The following is a 21,606-nucleotide window of genomic DNA, read 5'->3' on the forward strand; positions in this document are numbered from 1 at the left end:
TAGATTTTCCTTACCAGAATAATCCTTTTTTCTTTTCTTTTTTCATCTTTGAGTAGGCTAAAACTTCGGTTCCTTCTACACGGAATTCAATTCGGTCGGTGATGATGTTATAGATTTCTCCCCATCCCGGAAAACCGCCAAGATTTCGGTCGTCGATGAACAGGTCTGCATCAATTTTTCTAGATGCCTCTGCAGAATCGAAAACTTCTCCTTCAAAACTGGAGTTGACCGCATAAAACTCTACTCCATTTTTTTTACAGAATTCTACGGCTTCTTCCAAGGATTTTCCGTGACGGTAGGTCCAAAGAATTAAACGGTAACCTTCGGCCTGAAGTTTTTTCAAAGTCTCGAAAGCGAATGTTTTGGGCTTCCCGATTCCTGGATATGCGTCCTCTACAACAGTTCCGTCGAAGTCTATAGCGAGTTTTTTGTTACTTTTCATATCTAGCTGTTTATTGTTTTTTTAAAGTCCTGTGAAATCTCCTCTATCTTCATACAGAGTTTGTCTTTTAGCAATCTTGGCGATTTCACCTGTTTTATTTTTTGGATTTTGCAAAGATAGGAAAATTAAAGAGCGGTTGAAAAATTCAGCCGCTCCAAAAAAAATATAGTTTGATATAATTTGGTCTAAGATTTTACCCATTTGAATTGATACTGCAAATCTGGTGTGGCAATTCGGTCGGTGATTTTCTGCAGTCTTCCTGGAAGTTTCATTAAATATTCCTGGGCTTTTTGTGCCTGTTCATTAAGTCCGGAAATGTGTTCTATTTTCCAGTCGTTTAATAATTCGCTCAAAATATTGATGTAGTCTTGTCCGGTGTAAACCATTGCTCTTTGTGCCGCGTCAGAAAAATGTCCCCAAAGCTCACCGGCTTTTTGCCCAGATTCACGCATTAAATGTGCAGGCATCACAATTTTTTTCTTCATCATGTCTTCGAAAGCGAGCATCATTTCAGATGGATCCAATTCGAAGATTCTGCTTACAAAATGTTTGTAGGCTTTTGCATGACGTGCTTCATCAGCTGCGATTACTCCACACATTTTCGCCAACTTAGTATTCCCGGTTTGTTTTGCCAAAGTTCCTACTCTTCTGTGGGAAATATTGGTTGCCGTCTCCTGAAAACTGGTGTAAACAAAATTTCTGTATGGATCCATTGAAGTTCCCAAATCGAACCCATCCTGAATTAAATATTGCGTGGTGATTTCGATTTCGCGCATATTTACTCTTCCACAGAGGTAAAGATATTTATTCAATAAATCGCCGTGACGATTTTCTTCTGCTGTCCAGCTTCTCACCCATTGTGACCAACCCGTCCGGTTTTCCTGTTCTACTCCATCAATTCCCATAATCCATGATTCATAACTTGGTAGTGCTTCTTCGGTAATACAGTCACCAATCAAGGTTACAAATAAATCGTAACCCATTTCTTGTGCGTAGGTTTGTAGTTCCTCTACATCATATTTAAAATTTTCTGCTGATGGGTCGGGTAAAAAATCTGTGGGTTGCCAAATCTTTTCAACGGGAGTTAAATATGATGAAATGAAGTCGCCCACTTCTTTCCCCAGATTCCGCATTACTTCAATCCGCACTAATTTGTTATACATTTCAATTTTTTATAGGCAACAAATATAGTTTAAAAATATTATTTATTGCATAATTTTAATATTAAATAAATGAAAACAGCCGAAAACTATTGCTTCCGACTGAAAAGAAAATTGAAAAAAATTACTGCTTCATGCTTTTCCGCTACAGAAGTAGTTTGTTATTCCATAAAGCTTATTTTACCGGAATGTCGGTAAAAGTACCATAAACTTTGGTTACACTTCCTGTCGCCGTGGTAAACGCTTCAAAGGTGCCGCTTGCTTTTGCACCGTCATTTTTAGTAATTACTACTTTGCCGGTGATGGTTCCGCCATTCCCAAAACCTGAATGGTAAAAAGCATTTCCGGAGGCTGCTAAATCATAAGTTGCCGGTGAAACTCCGGTAAGGTTGATTTCAAATAAAGTTCCTGATGTTGCTGTTGTTCCTGCAAATGCGAAAATCGATTTGTACTGAGTTCGCACCTCAGATGAACCTGCAGTCTTAATTGTGGTTGAATTTGGATCATTTTCCTTCCAGGTAAATCCTGCCGTAGTAGTAGGATTATTTGGGGTAGTTTCGCTGTCATCTCTATTACATGAAATGAATAGAAAAAGCATCATCGACAAGGCTGCAATTGTTTTAATGAAATTTTTCATTGTTAAATGTTTTTAGGTTAATAATGATGTAAAAATAAAATCGCTAAAAGAAAATTGAATACCCTGAAATGGGTATTTTTTAAAAAAATTTAGGGAAATGAAATGAAAATGACCGGGAAAATTCCCGGCCACCTCCTAAAAACTAATAATGAAAACATTATTTGTTCTAAAATTAATTCTCACGGTTTGTGCTTTTGCATTTTAATCATTTACATTCATTCTTGAAATCAGTAATCGGTCGCCATTTGGTGTCTCACTGAAAAAGTAGGTATAATCACCAATCTGGATTCGGTTATGTTTGTCGTACAGATAATACTTTTTCTTTTCCAAATCTCCCAAAGTTCTGAATTCGGAAGATTTTCCGGTGGATAGATCCAATTTACCATATTCAATACTATAAAACGGAGAATAGGTTGTTGTAGTTGTGGTAGTATCCCAGAATGTACTTACACTTGTATCTTTGTCAATAGCTTTTACCATTTCCATTATCCAGTTTATCGACTTGCCGTCTTTACTTTCAATCACATAACTTGTTGCCGGAAAGTTATCTGCAGTCATTGGAGAATTATTGAAGAATCCCTTTTTATTCTTCTGATCAAGAAGAACGGTATAGTTTCTTACCAAACTACCTTCTGGTGAAAAATGTAGCATGTACATTCCTTTGTAAACTCTGTCATAGCTACTTCCCGATCTAGAAACTCCTGTGAGTGCTCCTAAAAGTTTATTTCCACCAATTCCTCCACTGCTTGGTTTGAAATCTTGAAGACACAGAACAAATGAACCATCTTTTAGGATCTGAAAATTGTTGGCTGTGAATTTTTTTCCGTCAAATTCCAAAGGTTTTTTCATGTCCGATCCTGCAACTGCTTTTTGGTTGAGTTCAGGCATTGCGGTAGGTCTCACATACACCGCATTTCCGTTCTGGATTTTGGTAATCACGAAATTATCATACTTTTTTTCGTCTAATGCGTTATCTAAACTTGCCTGTGATGGCGCCAATTCTTCTTTGCCAGAAATCATTCCTGCCATTTTTCCCAATCCGCCAAGCATACCTCCACCTGAAGATGTTGCAGCTTTTTCCTCATCATCCATACTTGAAGGTGACACGGTTTGTCCTAAAACTTCATCCGCATATTTGCCATCTTTCTTAATACTCATGCCATAAAGTAGTACAGTTCCGTTTTTTTCGTAGGCGTTCAAAATCCTGTAACCGGCATCCGGAGAATTAAACGTGAAATTTTCCTTTAAGTTTCCTTCTGGGGAAATCCTCAAATAGGTAAGTTGGTTTGGATTTCCTGTATTGCTTTTTCCATAGGCTTTTGTTGGAGCTAAAACTACAACCCAGTCTCGCGGAAAATCATCGTTATCAACATCCCTACTGTTGTCATCCAACAATGGTTTAGAAAAGATAGGTTTCATTGGGCTTGAAGTTGGAACCGAAGCCAATTTTTTTGAAACGCCTTCATTATTCACTTTAATCAAATCCAAATTCGAGTAGGAAGAACCTTTTGTATAAGGATACGCCAAAGCCAAAATCGTGCTGTCTCTTTCTACTTCATAAGCGCCGCTGAAAAGATATTCTTCACCGTCTTCACTTGTAAGTTTTTGCCGATCAAGCATTTTTATACTTTTCAAATATCCACCAACTAACCAATTGTATTTGGCTTTGATGAGTCTTTTCTTAAACATCATTTTGCCGCTAAGATTGGTACTTAACGATGCTGCTGTTGTAGAATATTCGTCACCCTTAAAGTTGAACCATTTCCATTTTTTCTTAACCTTTTCCACATCCCATTCATCTTTCAGGGTATTTTTTAGATTGGCGTCCTTATCAAAACTATACACTTCAATCTTCACTTTTCTTCTGCTTGAAGGCAGAAAATACACCATGTCGAAATTGCCATTTTCTTTAGCTTCCACTCCACCGAGATACCCTTTTTTGGCTTTTCGGGATATTTCGTAGTCTTTTTCCAGAATATTCATTCCGGTTTGCTGTGCGTAAACCTGTGCGGCAGTTCCAACTGCGAGTGCAACAAGTAGTGCTTTGATTTTCATATTAATAAAGTTTTTAGGTTTTTTATTAGTCCAAAGATACTTTTGTACTAAATTTTTGATATACCCTGAATTGGGTATTTTTGATTTTGTGATTTTTATTTTTTTAATAAAAAAAAGCAGATCCACTTCTGAATCTGCTTAATGAATTAAGATGTTCAGGGATTATTTCCTGATAACCTTATATGTTCTCACCTCTTTTCCATCTGCGAATACTTTCACTAAGTACGCTGCTGAAGGATATTTACTGAAATCAACCTTGTAATGATTTGATTTCTGAACTATGGTGGAAACTTTTTGTCCGTTCATACTGTATATTTCAATTTGCGAAATTGGATTATCATACTTGATATTCAAAATCTCACTTACAGGATTTGGATATAAGTTTACTCTAAATGTTATATTTTCGTTAGTAGAAAGACATCCCGAGTTGATTACAGTAACAGCCAATCTATCAGTACTTTCACAGCCGTTCACCGTTTGTGAGGCGTAATAAGTCGTTCCGTAGACAACGGTAGTCGTACTTGGCAATACATTTCCATTGGTTGCTGCATCATACCAAATAATATTGCTACCTGATACTACTAAGTCTGCTAATGTTTTGTTTCCACAAAGATTTTGAGTTGTATTACCTGTAGGAGCTGAAGTATTATTAACCGTTGCAGTTACAGCAGTTCGACCTGAGTTGCAAATTCCGTTATCTGTTTCCACATAGTATGTTGTGGATGACGAAATAGTCGGTGTGGTAAAACTTGTTCCTGTTGCTAACGAAATTCCTCCAGTAGCATTTGCAAACCAACTGATGGTTCCCGCAGAAGCTGTAGCTCCCAATGTTACCGTTCCAGTTCCGCAACGTGAAGCCGGTGTGGTAGAAGTAATGGTAGGAATGGTGTTTACGGTAATGGTAACTGCCGTTCTTGTTGAGCTACATCCCGCCGCAGTTGTTGTTCCAACATAGAAAGTGGTAGTTGAACTAACACTTGGTGAATAACTGCTTCCTGCAGCCAACCATGTTCCTCCAGTTAACGAATCGTACCAGTTAATAGTTCCAGAACTTGCGACAGCTGAGATAGTTGCTGTTCCTGCTCCGCATCGAGTTGCAGGTGTGGTGGAAGTGATGGTAGGAATTTCATTAATAACTGCTTTTATTTCTATTCTGTTTGAGACACAACCTGCTGTAGAGGTGGTTTCTGCATAGTAAGAAGTTGTAGTAGTTAAATTAGGAGTTGTGAAAGTAGTTCCTGTACCAAGTTCTGTACCTCCAATTGCGGCATCATACCATTTCACAGTTCCTGCGCTTGGATTGGCTGTTAAAGTTACCGTTCCTGTTCCGCATCTTGCAACATCACTTCCAGAAATTGTTGGAACTGGATTTACAGTTGCAGTTACTGCTGTTCTTGTACTTGCTGTACAACCGTTGAATGCTTCTGCATAATACGTAGTTGTTGTAGAAATACTTGGCGTGGTAAAACTGTTTCCTGTGAATAATAAAGTTCCTCCTGTTGCTGCGCTGTACCATTTAATGGTTCCTGAATTAGGTGTTGCAGAAAGCGTTACACTTCCAGGTCCGCATCTGGATCCTGGTGTTGTGCTGGTGATAGACGCCGACGCATTTACTTTAATGTAAGCCGTTTTTGTAATAACATTTTCGCCATCAGTATTTCTGACTTTTAAGGTAACTGCGTAAGTTCCGGCTGTGCCATATTTCACTACAGGATTTTGGCTGTACTTCGTACTTGGCGAAACAAATGTTCCTCCGGTAACTGTCCATTCCCAACTTAATGCATTGGTGGATGCATCGGTAAACTGCACGTTTTGGTTCACGCAAATTTCCGTTGGAGTTGCTGTAAAATCGGCAACCGGCAAGACAATTGCACAATTTTGAAGTTTATTTACGCTGTTTCCGTCTCCACTTCCGCCAAAATAGGCATAAAATCCCGGAGGATAAGGGCATAAGTTGTACATTTTAGTATCTACAGCTGCGCCGTCATTAATACCGCCCATATAAGCGTATTGACCCGGCGCGTAGCCGCAAGTTGTATATATTTTTGTGTTCGCACTGTTTCCGTCACCAACTCCGCCAGTATAAGCAAACTGACCCGGAGCTAAACCGCAGGAAAGATTAGTGACCTGCTGTGCAGAATTACCATCTGAAATTCCGCCGGTGTACTGCGCAGAAAGCAGTGAACTGAATATCGCAAAAATGAATACAACGATCCTTGATTGGTATATTGTTGATTTCATCTTTTTAGAATTATTAATTAATATTTTTTAATTTTTTGAAAACCTGAAATTTTCAAAACCTAAAAAGATGTTATCTTACACCTCTACCTCCGTGCACGTAACTTCTTGCAAGACTCGGGCTATATAAATTTTGGCGGTCCGAAGTTCTTCCGTAAGTATAACTATTTAAGTAGTCTCCTCCTTTTGGATATTGACCCGCACCTGTCGAAGAGAATGGCCAGGTTGCCTGATCAGCAAAACCCGTGGATGTCAATTCCCCATCTCCCAAAGTACCGTTGAAATTTGCGCCCTCTGTAGATACAGAAATAACACGCTCTGTAACATTTCCTGCCATTTCCATTGCTCCATAGTAAGCAGCTCCTGCCGAAAGTCTTCCCGATGCATTTGTGGCAAAAATCCCAACTCTCAATGGACCTGCAGTTGAAGCGACGACTCCTCCCTGAATTGCACACATCCCGTTATTTACCGTTGTAGTTGAAGTTTCATTGTTCATTTTAGCATTTAAAAGGCTTCCGCTGCCTGTATTAGTAAGTTCAGTGCTTCCCCAAGGAAATTCTCCAGCAATTCTTGGCAGTGGGCCTCTTGCTACTTTCTCAAATTCCATCTCAGTCATGGGTCTTAGTGCTGCCCAATCCAAATAAGCTGCTACATCATTCCAACCTAATCCGTTCATTGCAACATTCTGTCCGTCATTAGAGCTGTTTGGAGTTCCCGCTGTAGCGTCTGTTCCGAAAACTGCCGGTATTGCGCCATTACTTCCCGAAGTAACGATTGCGAGTCCATTTCTGTACTGGTAACCCGTATACATTGAATAGGAACCTGCTGCAGCACCAGGATCATTTTCTACTCTGTTTTTTTGCTGTGTAAAGGTTAAAGAATTTAGGAAATCAGCATACTGTTCCTGCGAAATCTCGTATTTCATACAATAGAAAGAATTGTACCCCATCGGAAAAGAAGGAGAAATATCTGCAGTATAAGGTCCCAACTGAGAGGAAGTTAAGCCATTATTCTGGGCATTTGAATCTACCGTAATACTGCTGAAAGTGTAAGAACCCGCTCCGTCACCAAGCTGAAAACTGCCTTCAGGAACATTCACCATCTCAATTCCGTACACTTTATAGTTGTAGGTTCCAGCAGGAATATTCATTTTCAAAGTAACTGCAGTTGATGCAATATTTCCGCCGCCAACGGCACTTCTTCTTAAGAAAACACCTTTTCCATCTGTCACTGGATCTGCCTGTAATGGTGATCCCGCAGTATGATCTGCAGCAACTGTACTTAGATCTGCGTGCATCCAAAGTTTGGTGTTACAATCTTGGTATTTTACGAAGACCCACACTGCGTCCCAATTAGCGGGAGCAGCACTTGCATTCCACGAATTTTCCCAACTGATGTTGAAGGAAATGTTGCTTCCGGTAACCGCGGTTCCGGTAATCTGTACGTTGTTCGCCTTTGCCGTTACAATAGCCATTAGCGAAAACACTGCGCTAAAAAGCGCTTTCACAAGTAATGTTCTTGTTTTCATAATAAAAAGTTTTAAAGGTTTAAATTGTATTTTGTTTGATAAAAATTTTGTCGTGTAAAAGTTTTAAAAGTTTTCTGAGTAAAGTTTTCATGATGACCAGCTTTAGCATGACAAATCTATCGTATCAATAAAAAATCTACATACCGTGAATTGGGTATTTATCAAAAACTTATAGGATATGTTGAGATGTAGATAAAAAAAATGTCCGGGAATCTCCCAGACATTATACTTTTTATTGGTTTAAAAAATTAGAAAATCTCTCTACCTGAAAAATGGAATTGTGACTCAATTAAAGCGTTCTCATCAGAATCTGAACCATGAACTGCATTTTCACCTACACTTCTTGCAAACATTTTTCTGATGGTACCTTCTGCTGCATCTGCAGGATTAGTCGCACCGATCAATGTCCTGAAATCTTCCACAGCATTGTCTTTCTCAAGAACTGCGGCTACAATTGGTCCCGAACTCATAAACTCCACTAATTCGCCGTAAAAAGGTCTTTCAGCGTGAACTTCATAGAATTTTTTTGCGTCTGCAACGGTAAGTTGAGTTAATTTTAACGCTTTGAATTTGAATCCCGCTTCCGCAATTTTCCCTAAAATAGCACCAATGTGACCATCTGCAACTGCATCCGGCTTAATCATGGTGAATGTAATTTTACCTGACATAAACTTTTATTTTTAAAGTGTTGCAAAAATACAAAAAGTTTGCTATATTTGTAATGAAAATTCTTTTCACGAGAGCCATTAGTTTGGCACGAAAATTGTAATTTAATTTTCGATTCTCATGTTTAATTTGAGTTTTCATGGTTATTAGTTTTTACCCAGCTTCGGCTGGGTTTTTTATTTAGCAGCATTTTCTTCCGCCTCTTCCATGAGTTTTAAGTAAGTGATGTAGCGAGACTCCTCTATTTCTCCGGACTCCAAGCTGTCAAGAACGGCACATTTTGGTTCGTTGATGTGCATGCAATTGTGGAATTTACAGCTTCTGCCGATGCTGAAAATTTCAGGAAAGTAATGTTGGATTTCTTCTTTTTCTACATCAATCATGGCAAATTCGCGAACTCCAGGTGTATCGATGACGCTTCCGCCGAAATCCCAAAAATGCATTTGTGCAAAAGTTGTGGTATGCTTTCCTTTTAAATGGGTTTCAGAAATTTCTGAAGTTTTCAAATTCAGTTCAGGTTGAAGTGCATTGACCAAAGTAGATTTTCCACTTCCGGAATGTCCGAAAAATACAGAAACTTTATCTTTTAGAATATTCTGCAAAATTTCCAGATTCAATTTTGAATAGGATGAAATCTCCAAGGTTTCATAACCAATTTGCTGATAAAGTGATTCAATATTGGCAACGATTTCTTTTTCGTCTTCATTCAAAACATCCATCTTATTGAATAAAATCAAAGGTTTGATATTGTAAGCTTCGCAACAGGCAAGAAAACGGTCGAGAAAACCAAGCGAAGTTTCAGGATGTTTTAAAGTGAAAATAAAACAGGCAATATCGATATTCGACGCAATAATATGCGCTTCTTTTGAAAGGTTTACCGATTTACGTATCAGATAATTTTTTCTCGGTTCTATCTTGGTAATCCAAGCTACATCATCCTGTTCGAGAGAAAATTCAACATGGTCACCCACTGCAAGTGGATTCGTTAAACGTGTTTTGATCAACTTGAATTTGCCACGAATTCGCGCCTCGAAGAATCGTCCGGTTTCGGAATCCAAAACCTGATACCAACTTCCTGTGGATTTCGTGATGAGACCTTTCAAAATTTTGAATTAATAATTAATAATGATGAAGGAATAATTTTTCCACACTCTGAAATTTTTCTCCATCTTCCAGCATCCATCTTCCAGCTTCCATCTTCCATCTTCTTAGATATTATTCTGCACCTCAATCGACTCCTCGTGAATTGCCTTGAACACTTTTTCTATGAATTCAGAAGACATTCCGGTTTCGTCTGCTTTTTGGGTGGCGTATTCCGTAATGACTTTCCATCTTTCGGGTTGGAAGATTGCAATATTGTTCACTTTCTTCAATGTCCCGATTTTTTCAGAAATCTTCATTCTTTGCGCCAAAATTTCAATCAGTTGAAAATCCAAATCCGAAATCAACGTTCGGTGACGTCCCATTTCATCATCAAATCCCGAAATATCGGAATTTCTAACTTGAAGATTATTGATTAATTCCGCCAAAACTTCTGGGGTAATTTGTTGTGAAGCGTCGCTCCAAGCTTCATCGGGATTTCTGTGCGTTTCAATCATTGCACCGTCATAACCAACGTTCAAGGCTTCTTGAGCGATTGCAGACAAACCTGTTCTGTTGCCACAAATATGTGACGGATCCACAATCATCGGGATGTTAGGAAACTGATTTTTAAAATCCAACGCAATCTGCCAATTCGGGATGTTTCTGTATTTCGTTTTCTGATACGTTGAAAATCCACGGTGAATGACACCCAAATTTTTCACCTCCTGTCCCAACAATCTTTCCAAAGCACCGATCCATAAAGCCAAATCGGGATTTACAGGATTCTTCACAAGCACAGGTTTTTCGGTTCCTTTCAACGCTTCCGCAATTTCCTGAACGGTGAACGGATTTACTGTGGAACGCGCACCAATCCACAAAATATCAACATCGGCTTCCAATGCGGCTGCAACGTGATGTGCATTTGCAACTTCGGTTGCAGTTTTGAAACCATATTCTTCTTTAACTTTTTTCAGCCAATTCAAACCAATTACTCCAACTCCTTCAAAACCGTTGGGTTTGGTTCTCGGTTTCCAAATTCCTGCCCGGAAAATTGGAACTTCTGCATTGGTTTCTTTTATTCTTTTTGCAGTTTCAAGCATCTGCTTTTCGCTTTCTGCGCTGCATGGTCCTGCAATAATTAATGGTTTTGGGAATTCTTTCACCCAATTGTTTTCTAAATCCTGTAATGTCATATATTTTTCAAAGCCAAATTTGGCCAATTCTATAATTTAAGTTTTGGCTAAAGCCAAATGAATCTTTAGTTTTAAAAAATGGACTAAAGTCCATTCCTATTGATATTTTTAAATAATCCAAACTTTAATTTAAATCAAATTTGAATAAATCATCAAGTTCCCTTAAAACGGGATTAATCTCGGCAAATTTATCAAAAATCTTCCGTTTGGTGATGATTTCTTTTTTAAGGGAAACATCGTTTTTATATTCAATATTGATGTTGAAGTGATTCACTTTCCGCATAAAATGGTTGAAAAATTCTGCACGTATTTTTTCAAACTCACTTTTCGCAGAATCGGATGGATAAGTGATTTCCACAATGTCTTCGTCAATTTTCTGCAGTTTAAAGGAACTGATTGCACTGTAAACAATCATATCTTTTGATTGAAGTTCGTTTAAAAATTTCTGCCATTCTGTTTGTAAGTCAGTTTCGGTGAAATGATTGCTTGGTAATTCTACCTTTTCCTTTTCATCTACCTTTTCTTCCTCTTTTTCAGATTTCTGTAAAGCCGCATTAATGCTGTATGGAGAAGGAATTTTTTGTTTCGCAATCGGTTCTGAAGCTTTTAAAATTGGTTTAGAAATTTCTTGTTGTAACTGATTTTTAACTTCAGATGGAGGATTTTCAGAGCCCTTTTTTGGACTTTCAGAATGTGAAGAAACCGCGTTAAGGAGCGGTGCTAAAATCAGGAACTTTTTTTTTTAGAATCCGTTCCGTTTGCCGTTAATGATGAAAGTTGCATTAATGCAATTTCAACGGTTAATCGAGGATTCTTGGAATTTTTGTAATTAATGTCGGCATGATTGCAAATTTCAACCGCATCGATTAATTGTTGGGCGTTCCATTTTTTTGCCTGTTCAGAAAATTTGATTTTCGTCTTTTCACCCACTTCAATCAAACTCAAAGTATTTTGGTTTTGAGCCATCATCAAATCACGGAAATGATTTCCCAAACCTGCAATGAAAATATGTGGGTCAAAACCTTTTTTCACGATTTCATTAAAGGCGAAAAGCGTGTCAGCAATTTTATTTTCATGCGCCAAATCCACAATCTTTAAATATTGGTCGTAATCAAGGATGTTGAGAACTTCGGCAGCTTTTGCAAGCGTAATATTTTTCTGTGTGAAGGTCGAAAGTCGGTCAAAAATCGAAAGTGCGTCACGAAGAGCACCATCCGCTTTTTGGGCAATTAAATAAAGTGCGTCGTCTTCATACTGAATTCCCTCTTTATCGGCGATTTTCTTTAAATGTTCCTGAATGTCTTCAATCGTAATTCGTTTGAAATCATAAATTTGACAACGAGACAAAATCGTAGGGATAATCTTGTGTTTTTCCGTGGTCGCCAAAATGAAAATCGCGTGAGAAGGCGGTTCTTCCAAAGTCTTCAAAAATGCGTTAAATGCAGCAGAAGACAACATGTGAACCTCGTCAATAATATAGATTTTGTATTTCCCGACTTGGGGCGCGAAACGAACCTGGTCCGTCAATTCCCGAATATCTTCCACGGAATTGTTGGAAGCGGCATCGAGTTCAAAAATATTGTAGGCAAAACCGTCTTCTGAAGTAGAGCCGTCTCTTTCGTTGATTTTTCGGGCAAGAATTCTTGCACAAGTGGTTTTTCCAACTCCTCTTGGTCCACAAAAAAGCAAAGCCTGTGCAAGTTGGTTTTCTTCAATGGCGTGTTCCAAAGTATCTGTAATGTGCGACTGACCGACAACAGTTTCAAACTCTTGCGGACGGTATTTTCTTGCAGAAACCACGAAATTTTCCATTGGTCAAAAATAAGCAAATATTATGTAAAAAGAAATTTTTCAAAAAATTTTAATCGGTGTTTTTCTACAAGAAACTCCTGTTTTCTATTTAAAAAAGATAAAAAAAACCCAATTTGTTAAGATAAATTTTATGAAAAAAACATTTTATTACCTTTGAGTATCAAAAACTTAAAACTTTTGTACCATGAAATACAAGATCCAGTTTCCATTTTCCAGAACTGAGTCAAAGACCGGGTTTCATAAGATCAAAAGACTTAAAAGTAGAACAGATTAGAAGAAAAGACAGCCAATTTTAGTGGGCTGCCTTAGGAGTGTCACAAAAAATCAGCAGACACTTCCTGCGGCACATGTTAGCGACACTTTAGCGCACCCAGGAACAATTATCATAGTCTGTTCTAAAGTAAATAGTGGTTAATTCATCGGAACATCAAAAGGATTTTTAATCAGCAGAATTTTGACTGAACTACTTTTTTCCTTTGCTGTCTTTTTTCACCTCCTTAATGTTGCCAAGAATCCAATCCTCGATTTGAATAATGTAATGATTTCTTCGCAAAACCATTTTGCAGAGAACGATTACTCCACCAAAAATAATACTCAAAAACAACGAAACCAAACCAAAACTGGTCGCGATTTTCCAGCGCTGCTCATCGTTCAACCCAAACTGGAGCTGCTTGGAAACCCATTCTAAAAAAATCCTGTAATGTAGAAAACTTTCCAGAAATAAACCCATAGAAAGCACAAAAAGGATAATCATTAATATCCACGAAATCACAAAAAGCGAAGTCACCAGAAAAGTGCTTCCCGTTACAGAGGGTTGAGAATTGAGGATTTGTTGAAGGTTTTTGATGTTCATTGGAGCTAGTCTGTGCTGTAAAAATAGGGTAAAATTGTGAATTGCTTTCAAAAATTATTATCTTCGTGACACGACACAACCAATTGCAGGTTGTAAATTAATCCCTCTATAAAACTCAACTTCACCATTCCACTGTTGAAATTGCAGCTTCAGCGAAGGTAAAGCTCTTTTCCTTACTGGTTCGTTAAGACAATAATTCATCGTGCAGTCCGAGTGTACAAAATTTTTCAAGTCAATGGTCAATTAAATAAGAATCTTCCCAATATATTCCAACTAATTTTTCATGAAAACTTGTCCAACAAAAAATTATTATATTTGTTAGCTATGGAATTAGATACGCAACAGAACGTTTCAGAGGAAATTTTATTAAAGGCTTTTAACCACATGATGCTCGCCAAAGCAATGGCAGACATTTACGAGGAAAACCGAAATATTTGCAAATACGTGCACTCCACTTCGCGCGGGCATGAAGCGATCCAGTTGGCAACGGCTTATCAGCTGACCAAGGAAGACTGGGTTTCGCCATACTATCGCGATGAAAGTTTGTTGTTGGGAATCGGTTTCGAGCCTTATCGTTTGATGCTGCAACTTTTGGCGAAAGCAGATGATCCTTTTTCGGGTGGACGTTCCTATTATTCGCATCCTTCAAGTTTGGAAGACGATATGCCGAAAATTATTCATCAAAGTTCAGCTACCGGAATGCAGACCATTCCAACCACCGGTATTGCACAGGGAATTAGATACATACAGGAATTCAACTTAAAACATTACCATAAAAACCCCGTTGTTGTTTGCAGCTTAGGCGATAATTCGGTCACGGAAGGTGAAGTTTCGGAAGCTTTTCAGTTTGCCGCACTTCATCAGTTGCCCATTATTTTTTTGGTTCAGGACAATGAATGGGGAATCTCCGTAACCAAAGAGGAAGCCAGAACAGCCGATGCTTACGATTTCGTGGCAGGATTTACGGGTTTAAACAGAATGAGAATCGATGGAACCGATTTCGTGGAAAGTTTTGAAGCCATGAAAGAAGCCGTAGATTTTGTTCGCAAAGAACGAAAACCAATGGTGGTTTGTGCGAAAACCGTTTTAATTGGCCACCATACTTCCGGAGTTCGGAGAGAATTTTACCGCGATGAGGAAGATTTAGAAAAGCACCGAGCAAAAGACCCTGGAAATATTTTAAGAAAAAGACTGCTTGAAGATGGTGTTGACGAAGATCTTTTAAAACAAATTGAAAAAAAGGCAAGACTGGAAGCAGAACAGGCTTTCCAAAAAGCAATCAATGCAGAAGATCCAATTCCTCAAACTGTGCAAGAGCACGTCTTCGCTCCTACCCCAATCACCGAGGAAGTTGGGGAACGAACTCCTAAAAATCAGGAAAAAATCGTGATGGTGGATGCAGCCATTCACGCCATCCAGGAATTGATGTGGAAACATCCGGAAGCGTTGCTTTATGGGCAGGATGTCGGCGAAAGAATTGGCGGCGTTTTCAGGGAAACGGTGACTTTAGGACAAAAGTTTGGAAATAAAAGGGTTTTCAACACTCCTATTCAGGAAGCGTACATTATTGGTTCTACCGTAGGAATGAGTGCGGTAGGTTTAAAACCCATTGTTGAGGTACAGTTTGCCGACTATATTTATCCGGGAATTAACCAGTTAATCACAGAAATTTCAAAATCCTGTTATTTAAGTCAGGGAAAATTTCCGGTGAGTACCATTATTCGAGTTCCCACCGGAGCTTACGGCGGAGGCGGTCCTTATCACAGCGGAAGCGTGGAAAGTATTTTGGCAAATATCAAAGGAATTAAAATCGCCTATCCAAGCAATGCGGCAGATTTTAAAGGGTTGTTAAAAGCCGCTTTCTATGATCCTAATCCGGTGATTATGTTGGAACACAAAGGATTGTACTGGAGCAAAGTTCCCGGAACTGAAGAAGCCAAAACAATTGAACCTGCAGAAGATTATGTTTTACCATTAGGAAAAGGAAAAATAATTTTAGACGCTGATCCGGCTGAAACTGAAAAAGGCAGAACCATGCTCATCGTAACTTACGGAATGGGCGTTTACTGGGCTAAAGAGGCATCGAAAAATTATCCTGGTCGTGTTGAAATTATTGATTTAAGAACATTGATTCCTTTAGATGAAAATTTGGTTTTCGAAAGGGTGAAAATCCATGGAAAATGTGTGGTGTTAACGGAAGAACAGATTAATAATTCCTTCGCCGAAGCTTTTGCTCATAGAATTTCAAAGAATTGTTTCAGCTTTTTAGATGCGCCGGTTGAAGCGATGGGTTCTTTAAATTTACCTGCAGTTCCAATTAACTTGGTGTTGGAAAAAGAGATGTTGCCGAATGCGGAAAAGGTTTCTGAGAAAATAAAGGAAATGTTAAGTCATTAAAAAACTAAAAGCACCGAGATTGAAACGGTGCTTTTTTTCAATTAAAAACCAATGGATTCATCGTGCTGAGAAAGATCAAGTCCGAGGTGCTCTGATTCTTCCGAAACCCTTAGTGGAATGATGAAATCAGTGATTTTGTAGAGTAATAAAGCTCCAAAAAATGTAAACGCCGAAACCAGAACCAAAGCCAGCATGTGATGCCCAAAAACCGACCAGCCGCCATGCAACAAACTTGCATTTTCGCCATGCGCAAAAATTGCGGTAAGAATCATTCCCATAATTCCTCCTACGCCATGACAGGCAAAGACATCCAAAGTGTCATCTATTTTTTTGAGTTTTTTCCAGTGCATCATTGAATTAGAAACAATTGCAGAGATAAACCCGATGAACAGACTTTCAGCAATTGTTACAAATCCCGCAGCTGGGGTAATTGCTACCAAACCGACAACCGCACCAATGGAAGCGCCTAAGGCAGAGACTTTTCTTCCATTAATTCGATCAAAAAATATCCAGGTGATCATTGCGGAAGCCGAAGCAATGGTGGTGGTACCAAAAGCCATCGCAGCAGTTGCATTAGCCGCTAAAGCAGAACCAGCATTGAAACCAAACCATCCAAACCAAAGCATTCCGGTTCCTAATAAAACAAATGGAATATTCGAAGGTTGATGATGTGGATTTTTTCTTCGCCCCAAAACAATGGCACCGGCAAGTGCTGCGAAACCTGCACTCATGTGAACTACCGTTCCTCCGGCGAAATCTTTTACTCCGAAAAATTTATTCAGCAAACCTTCCGGATGCCAAACCATGTGGCAAAGTGGCGTATATATAAACAAACTGAAGAGCACCATAAATAATAGATAGGAAATAAAACGAACCCGTTCAGCAAACGAACCAGTGATTAAAGCCGGCGTAATTACCGCAAATTTCATTTGAAATAATGCGAACAAAATAAAAGGAATTGTGGGCGCCATTAAATGATGCGGAAGTGTACCTACCCCAGAGAAAAAAGGGTAACTCAAAGGATTTCCGATGATACCGTAATGAATGCCATGGAAAGTGAAACCTAAACTTTCACCAAAGGAAAGACTGAAACCAACAACCACCCAAAGAATGGAAATTACACCCAGTGCAATAAAACTCTGCAACATCGTGGAAATCACGTTTTTGCTACCGACCATTCCGCCGTAGAAAAACGAAAGGCCGGGAGTCATCAATAAAACCAGACCAGCTGCGGCTAAAATCCAGGCAACATCAGCGCCTACGATTTTGTCTTCGCTGAGGAATTCGCCGGAGTTTGGGACAGGAATTTCAGTTTTCCAGAATAATGCCGCGATTGAAATCATTGTAATTACAACAAAAGAAGCAATCCATCTTTTCTCAATTTTCATAGTTTTTTATTTTTACCCCTGCTAAATTAGTATTTATTTTTAAAATTAATACAATTTATAAAGACAACCCTTATAAAAATTAGGAGTAAATTTAATTTTACATGCTTTTATTTAAAATAAGCTATTGAAGTTGTGGTTTCTATAGAATTAGTATTTTTGTAAAAATCTACCTTCAAAATGTCGGAAAATATTCAAAAAAAAATAGAAGATCTGCGCGCAGAACTTCATCAACATAACTATAATTATTACACCTTAGATGAACCTACAATTTCAGATTTTGAATTCGATTTGAAGCTCAAAGAACTTCAGGAATTGGAAGCAAAACATCCTGAATTTTACGACAGCAACTCTCCTACTTTGCGTGTTGGTGGTGAAATCACAAAGAATTTCCCGACCGTTCAACATCAGTTTCGGATGTATTCCCTGGATAATTCCTACGATTTTAATGATTTGGAAGATTGGGAAAAACGAATTGAAAAAACTCTAAACGAACAGGTAGAATATGTTGCCGAATTGAAGTACGACGGTGCCTCGATTTCCATCCTTTATGAAAACGGTCAGTTGATAGAAGCCGTAACCCGTGGTGACGGTTTTCAAGGTGACGAAATTACTGCAAACGTAAGAACGATTTCCGATATTCCGATGAAACTTCACGGTGATTTTCCTGAAAACTTTTATATTCGGGGTGAAATTTATCTAACGAGAAGAAACTTTGATAAAATCAACGAACGCCGTGCAGAAGAAGGTTTAGACCTTTTCATGAATCCAAGAAATACCGCATCTGGAAGTTTGAAAATTCAAGATTCGGGCGAAGTACGAAAACGTGGACTTTCCGCAGTTCTGTATCAGTTTATTTCTAATGAAGTTCCCGCAGCGACTCATTGGGAACTGCTTCACAAAGCAAAAAGTTGGGGCTTCAAAATTTCAGAACAGGCAAAATTGTGTTCAAACATGGATGAAGTGAAAGAATTCATCAGCTATTGGGATGAAAAACGACACCAACTTCCTTTTGAAATTGACGGAATTGTTTTAAAGGTAAATTCCATCAAACAGCAACAGCAATTGGGCTACACGGCGAAATCTCCACGTTGGGCGATGGCGTATAAATTCAAAGCTGAAAAAGTCGAAACTGAATTAGAGAAAGTAACTTACCAAATTGGAAGAACCGGCGCAATAACTCCGGTCGCCAATCTGAAACCTGTTTTATTGGCAGGAACTGTGGTGAAAAGGGCGAGTTTGCACAACGAAGACATCATCAAAAAACTGGGTCTGCACGAACATGATTTTGTATTTGTGGAAAAAGGCGGCGAAATTATTCCAAAGATTGTCGGCGTTAATTTAGAGAAAAGAGATCCTGAAAATCCGGAAATTCAATACATCAAAACTTGCCCTGAATGTGGAACTGAACTGGTGAAAATTGAAGATCAAGCGATACATTTTTGTCCGAACGAGTTGCATTGTCCGCCACAAGTTGTCGGCCGAATGATACATTATGTATCGAGAAAAGCTTTAAATATTGAAAATCTTGGTAGCGAAACCATCGAACAGCTTTACCGCGAAAAACTAGTGGAAAATCCGGCAGATTTCTATGCTTTGAAGAAAGAGCAACTGCTTCCTTTAGAAAGAATGGCAGAAAAATCGGCACAGAATATTATTGACGGAATTGAAAAGTCAAAAGAAGTTCCTTTTGAAAAAGTATTGTTCGGAATCGGCATCAAACATGTCGGAGAAACTGTTGCCAAGAAATTAGCCAAAAATTTTGAATCCATTGACGCGTTAAAAAATGCCACTGTGGAAGAACTCATCCAAGTAGAAGACATCGGCGGAAAAATTGCGGAAAGTATTGTAGCATTCTTTGAAAATTCGGAAAATCAGTTGATGATTGAAAGATTGAAGTCTTATGGCGTTCAATTAGAAAAAGGAGAAAGTACGAATGAAGTTTTAAGCAACGTTTTGGAAGGCAAAACATTTCTTTTTACGGGGAAACTTTCCCTTTTCACAAGGGAAACGGCGGAAGAAATGGTAGAAAAACACGGCGGAAAAAACATTTCGGCGGTTTCTAAAAACCTCAATTATTTGGTGGTGGGCGAAAAAGCAGGAAGCAAACTGAAAAAAGCGCAGGAAATTGGAACGATTGAGATTTTGGATGAGCAGCAGTTTTTGGATTTGATTTATGAGCAAGAAGGAGATGCGGTTGAATAGACGTCGTGAGTCAATTTGCTTTGCAGTGAGTTTTTTGGAATGAATTCACTCAATCTTGACAATAAATTTATATAGCATTTTAAATCTTTGTTTATTGAAAATATGTGTTAGCGGCTTTTTCTAGCTTAAAAAATTAGAAGTTTTAAGGTAATAAATCCTTGTTTTGCTTTGCGTTTTTATCTTTCTCATTAAATATCGCAACGATAAACAAAGAACCTTACAAGATAAGGTTGTTTTTAAGCCAAACCAAGGCGCTTCGCTTATCAAGGCAAAACACAGTTCTAAACTCGTAAATGACATAAAATAAAAGAAATAGATAATTTAAGAACCAAGCCACGAAGTGGCGAAATAAAATAGCAAAGGGTGAAGTCCTTTGAACTTTAAGACAAAATATATCAAAAGAGCCACGAAGTGGCGACATCAAATAATTAAAAAAAATAATGAAAATAAACCTTACCGCTAAAGCCCCAAAAACTATCAACCAAAAATTCTCATTCTACACTGAACAACTTTGGAAAAAAGACAAAAAGAATTACGGGAATAACATTGATTACTTGTTTTCAGGAAAAAAGAATGAAACCTTTATTTCCGTAGAAAATGATTCCATAAACTTCCTTATCGGTTTGGGCGAAAAACCCGAGAACTTTGAACTGCAGTCAGTTGCTTCAAAATTTTCTTACGACTTCAGAAAAAAGATTCAATCTGAAAACACAGAAATCAATTCGGAAAACTTTGATGCAGCACAAATTTTAGAATTGGTAAAAGGTTTATTTTTAGGAACTTATGAATATCCATTTAAAGAAGAACATCCGTTCTTTATGAAAGGTTTTAACTTGGTTTTAAATAAAGTTTCCGAAAAAGAATTAAAGGAAATAGAGCTCAAAACTTCCGCCATTTGCAAAGGTCAGTTTGCCTGTATGGAATGGCTCAACAAACCACAAAACTACAAACGGGTTCCGCAAATTTCTGAATTTTTGAGAGAAATTTCTAAGAAACACCAGTTCAAACTCACTGTTTTCGACAGTAAAAAATGTAAAGAATTGGGATTGGGCGCATTTCTGGCAGTCAATCAGGGAAGTTCACAGGAAGCGGCATTCACTATTTTGGAGTATCATTCAGGTGTAAAAAATGCTAAAACAGTCGGTTTGGTAGGAAAATGTGTTTTATTTGACACGGGCGGAATTTCCATTAAACCTTCCGATAATCTGCATTACATGAAATCCGACATGGGCGGCGCAACTGCCGTTATCGGAACTTTAATCGCAGCTGCTGAAATGAAACTTCCCGTCAACATCACTGCTATTTTACCGATTACCGATAATGCGGTTTCCAACAATGCCTATATTCCAAGCGACGTTATTACCGCCTACAACGGCAAAACGATCGAAATTCTCAACACCGACGCAGAAGGCAGAATGACACTTGCAGACGGACTCTCCTATCTTGCAAAAAATTACAGAACTGATGCGCTCATTGATTTGGCGACTTTGACAGGGAGTTCGGTGCGAATGTTCGGTTATACTTGTGGTGCTTATTTTTCCAATAATAACGACCTCAAAAAATCCCTTGAAATTTCTGGTGATAAAACCAATCAGCGACTTTGGAACCTTCCGCTTTGGGAGGTTTGGAAAGACGACTTTAAATCCGATGTTGCGGATTTCAAAAATATATCATCAAAACCTTTCGGAGATTGTATTGTAGCAGGAAAGTTTTTGGAACAGTTTATTGAGGACCATCCGAATTGGGCGCACCTCGATATTGCGGGAGTTGCGTTCGGAAACGTGCAGTATATGAAGGAAAAAGGCGCTACAGGATACGGCGTTCAACTTCTCATTAATTTTTTGGAAAATTTTCAATAAAAAATTAGTACAATCAAAAAATTCTCCCTATAATTGAAAGTAGATTTTCAAATCTGAACCATTTATTAAATTTTCGTATTGATTATTTATTAA

Annotated in this window: 17 protein-coding genes; 3 read left to right on the plus strand and 14 right to left on the minus strand. The window is 38.4% G+C overall.

Going from position 1 to position 21,606, the window contains the following annotated elements; translation table 11 throughout:
* Positions 1 to 10: 10 nt before the first annotated feature.
* The 13 genes from J4771_RS02470 to J4771_RS02530 all read right to left on the minus strand — a co-directional run bounded on the left by J4771_RS02470 (position 11) and on the right by J4771_RS02530 (position 13,667).
* Complete coding sequence (locus J4771_RS02470) at positions 11 to 442, minus strand: BT0820 family HAD-type phosphatase (protein WP_224136074.1); 432 nt, start codon at positions 440 to 442, stop codon at positions 11 to 13.
* A 21-nt stretch (positions 443 to 463) separates the two neighbouring features.
* A complete protein-coding gene (locus tag J4771_RS02475) occupies positions 464 to 643 on the minus strand; it encodes a hypothetical protein (protein WP_224136075.1) in 180 nt (59 codons plus the stop codon).
* Positions 628 to 1,605: an acyl-ACP desaturase gene (locus J4771_RS02480; protein WP_224136077.1), complete on the minus strand. Its 978-nt coding sequence runs from the start codon at positions 1,603 to 1,605 to the stop codon at positions 628 to 630. The genes J4771_RS02475 and J4771_RS02480 overlap by 16 nt, the downstream gene beginning before the upstream one ends.
* 172 nt (positions 1,606 to 1,777) lie before the next feature.
* Positions 1,778 to 2,239: a hypothetical protein gene (locus J4771_RS02485; RefSeq protein WP_224136079.1), complete on the minus strand. Its 462-nt coding sequence runs from the start codon at positions 2,237 to 2,239 to the stop codon at positions 1,778 to 1,780.
* A gap of 201 nt (positions 2,240 to 2,440) precedes the next feature.
* Positions 2,441 to 4,294 carry a hypothetical protein gene (locus tag J4771_RS02490; RefSeq protein WP_224136081.1) on the minus strand — a complete coding sequence of 618 codons (1,854 nt, stop codon included), beginning with the start codon at positions 4,292 to 4,294 and terminating at the stop codon, positions 2,441 to 2,443.
* Between the two features lie 162 nt (positions 4,295 to 4,456).
* Positions 4,457 to 6,535, minus strand: a complete 2,079-nt coding sequence (locus tag J4771_RS02495) for an Ig-like domain-containing protein (RefSeq protein ID WP_224136084.1) — start codon at positions 6,533 to 6,535, stop codon at positions 4,457 to 4,459.
* 70 nt (positions 6,536 to 6,605) lie between these two features.
* Entirely contained in the window at positions 6,606 to 8,060 is a 1,455-nt protein-coding gene (locus J4771_RS02500) for an SUMF1/EgtB/PvdO family nonheme iron enzyme (RefSeq protein ID WP_224136086.1), read from the minus strand.
* A 248-nt stretch (positions 8,061 to 8,308) separates the two neighbouring features.
* Positions 8,309 to 8,728 carry a nucleoside-diphosphate kinase gene (locus J4771_RS02505; protein WP_224136088.1) on the minus strand — a complete coding sequence of 140 codons (420 nt, stop codon included), beginning with the start codon at positions 8,726 to 8,728 and terminating at the stop codon, positions 8,309 to 8,311.
* Between the two features lie 174 nt (positions 8,729 to 8,902).
* Positions 8,903 to 9,829, minus strand: coding sequence for a ribosome small subunit-dependent GTPase A (rsgA, locus tag J4771_RS02510; protein WP_224136090.1), 927 nt, complete (start codon positions 9,827 to 9,829; stop codon positions 8,903 to 8,905).
* A gap of 105 nt (positions 9,830 to 9,934) precedes the next feature.
* Positions 9,935 to 11,002 (minus strand): chorismate mutase, encoded by a 1,068-nt coding sequence (locus J4771_RS02515; protein WP_224136092.1) that lies wholly within the window; start codon positions 11,000 to 11,002, stop codon positions 9,935 to 9,937.
* Positions 11,003 to 11,126: 124 nt separating this feature from the next.
* Entirely contained in the window at positions 11,127 to 11,417 is a 291-nt protein-coding gene (locus J4771_RS02520) for a hypothetical protein (protein ID WP_224136094.1), read from the minus strand.
* Positions 11,418 to 11,728: 311 nt separating this feature from the next.
* The gene (gene dnaX, locus J4771_RS02525) at positions 11,729 to 12,814 is read right to left on the minus strand and encodes a DNA polymerase III subunit gamma/tau (RefSeq protein ID WP_224136096.1); all 1,086 of its coding nucleotides are present in this window, start codon (positions 12,812 to 12,814) and stop codon (positions 11,729 to 11,731) included.
* Positions 12,815 to 13,277: 463 nt separating this feature from the next.
* On the minus strand, positions 13,278 to 13,667 hold the full coding sequence (locus J4771_RS02530; RefSeq protein ID WP_224136098.1) for a hypothetical protein: 390 nt from the start codon (positions 13,665 to 13,667) through the stop codon (positions 13,278 to 13,280).
* 324 nt (positions 13,668 to 13,991) lie between these two features.
* Here J4771_RS02530 and J4771_RS02535 point away from each other — a divergent pair, with 324 nt between their 5' ends.
* Positions 13,992 to 16,064: an alpha-ketoacid dehydrogenase subunit alpha/beta gene (locus tag J4771_RS02535; RefSeq protein WP_224136100.1), complete on the plus strand. Its 2,073-nt coding sequence runs from the start codon at positions 13,992 to 13,994 to the stop codon at positions 16,062 to 16,064.
* Between the two features lie 41 nt (positions 16,065 to 16,105).
* Here the strand turns inward: J4771_RS02535 and J4771_RS02540 are convergent, their stop codons facing one another.
* Positions 16,106 to 17,452: an ammonium transporter gene (locus J4771_RS02540; protein ID WP_224136102.1), complete on the minus strand. Its 1,347-nt coding sequence runs from the start codon at positions 17,450 to 17,452 to the stop codon at positions 16,106 to 16,108.
* A 177-nt stretch (positions 17,453 to 17,629) separates the two neighbouring features.
* Here J4771_RS02540 and ligA point away from each other — a divergent pair, with 177 nt between their 5' ends.
* On the plus strand, positions 17,630 to 19,654 hold the full coding sequence (ligA, locus tag J4771_RS02545) for an NAD-dependent DNA ligase LigA (RefSeq protein WP_224136104.1): 2,025 nt from the start codon (positions 17,630 to 17,632) through the stop codon (positions 19,652 to 19,654).
* A gap of 440 nt (positions 19,655 to 20,094) precedes the next feature.
* On the plus strand, positions 20,095 to 21,513 hold the full coding sequence (locus J4771_RS02550) for a leucyl aminopeptidase family protein (protein ID WP_224136106.1): 1,419 nt from the start codon (positions 20,095 to 20,097) through the stop codon (positions 21,511 to 21,513).
* Positions 21,514 to 21,606 lie beyond the last annotated feature (93 nt).

The sequence above is a fragment of the Candidatus Kaistella beijingensis genome, from assembly GCF_020084865.1.
GTDB lineage: Bacteria > Bacteroidota > Bacteroidia > Flavobacteriales > Weeksellaceae > Kaistella > Kaistella beijingensis.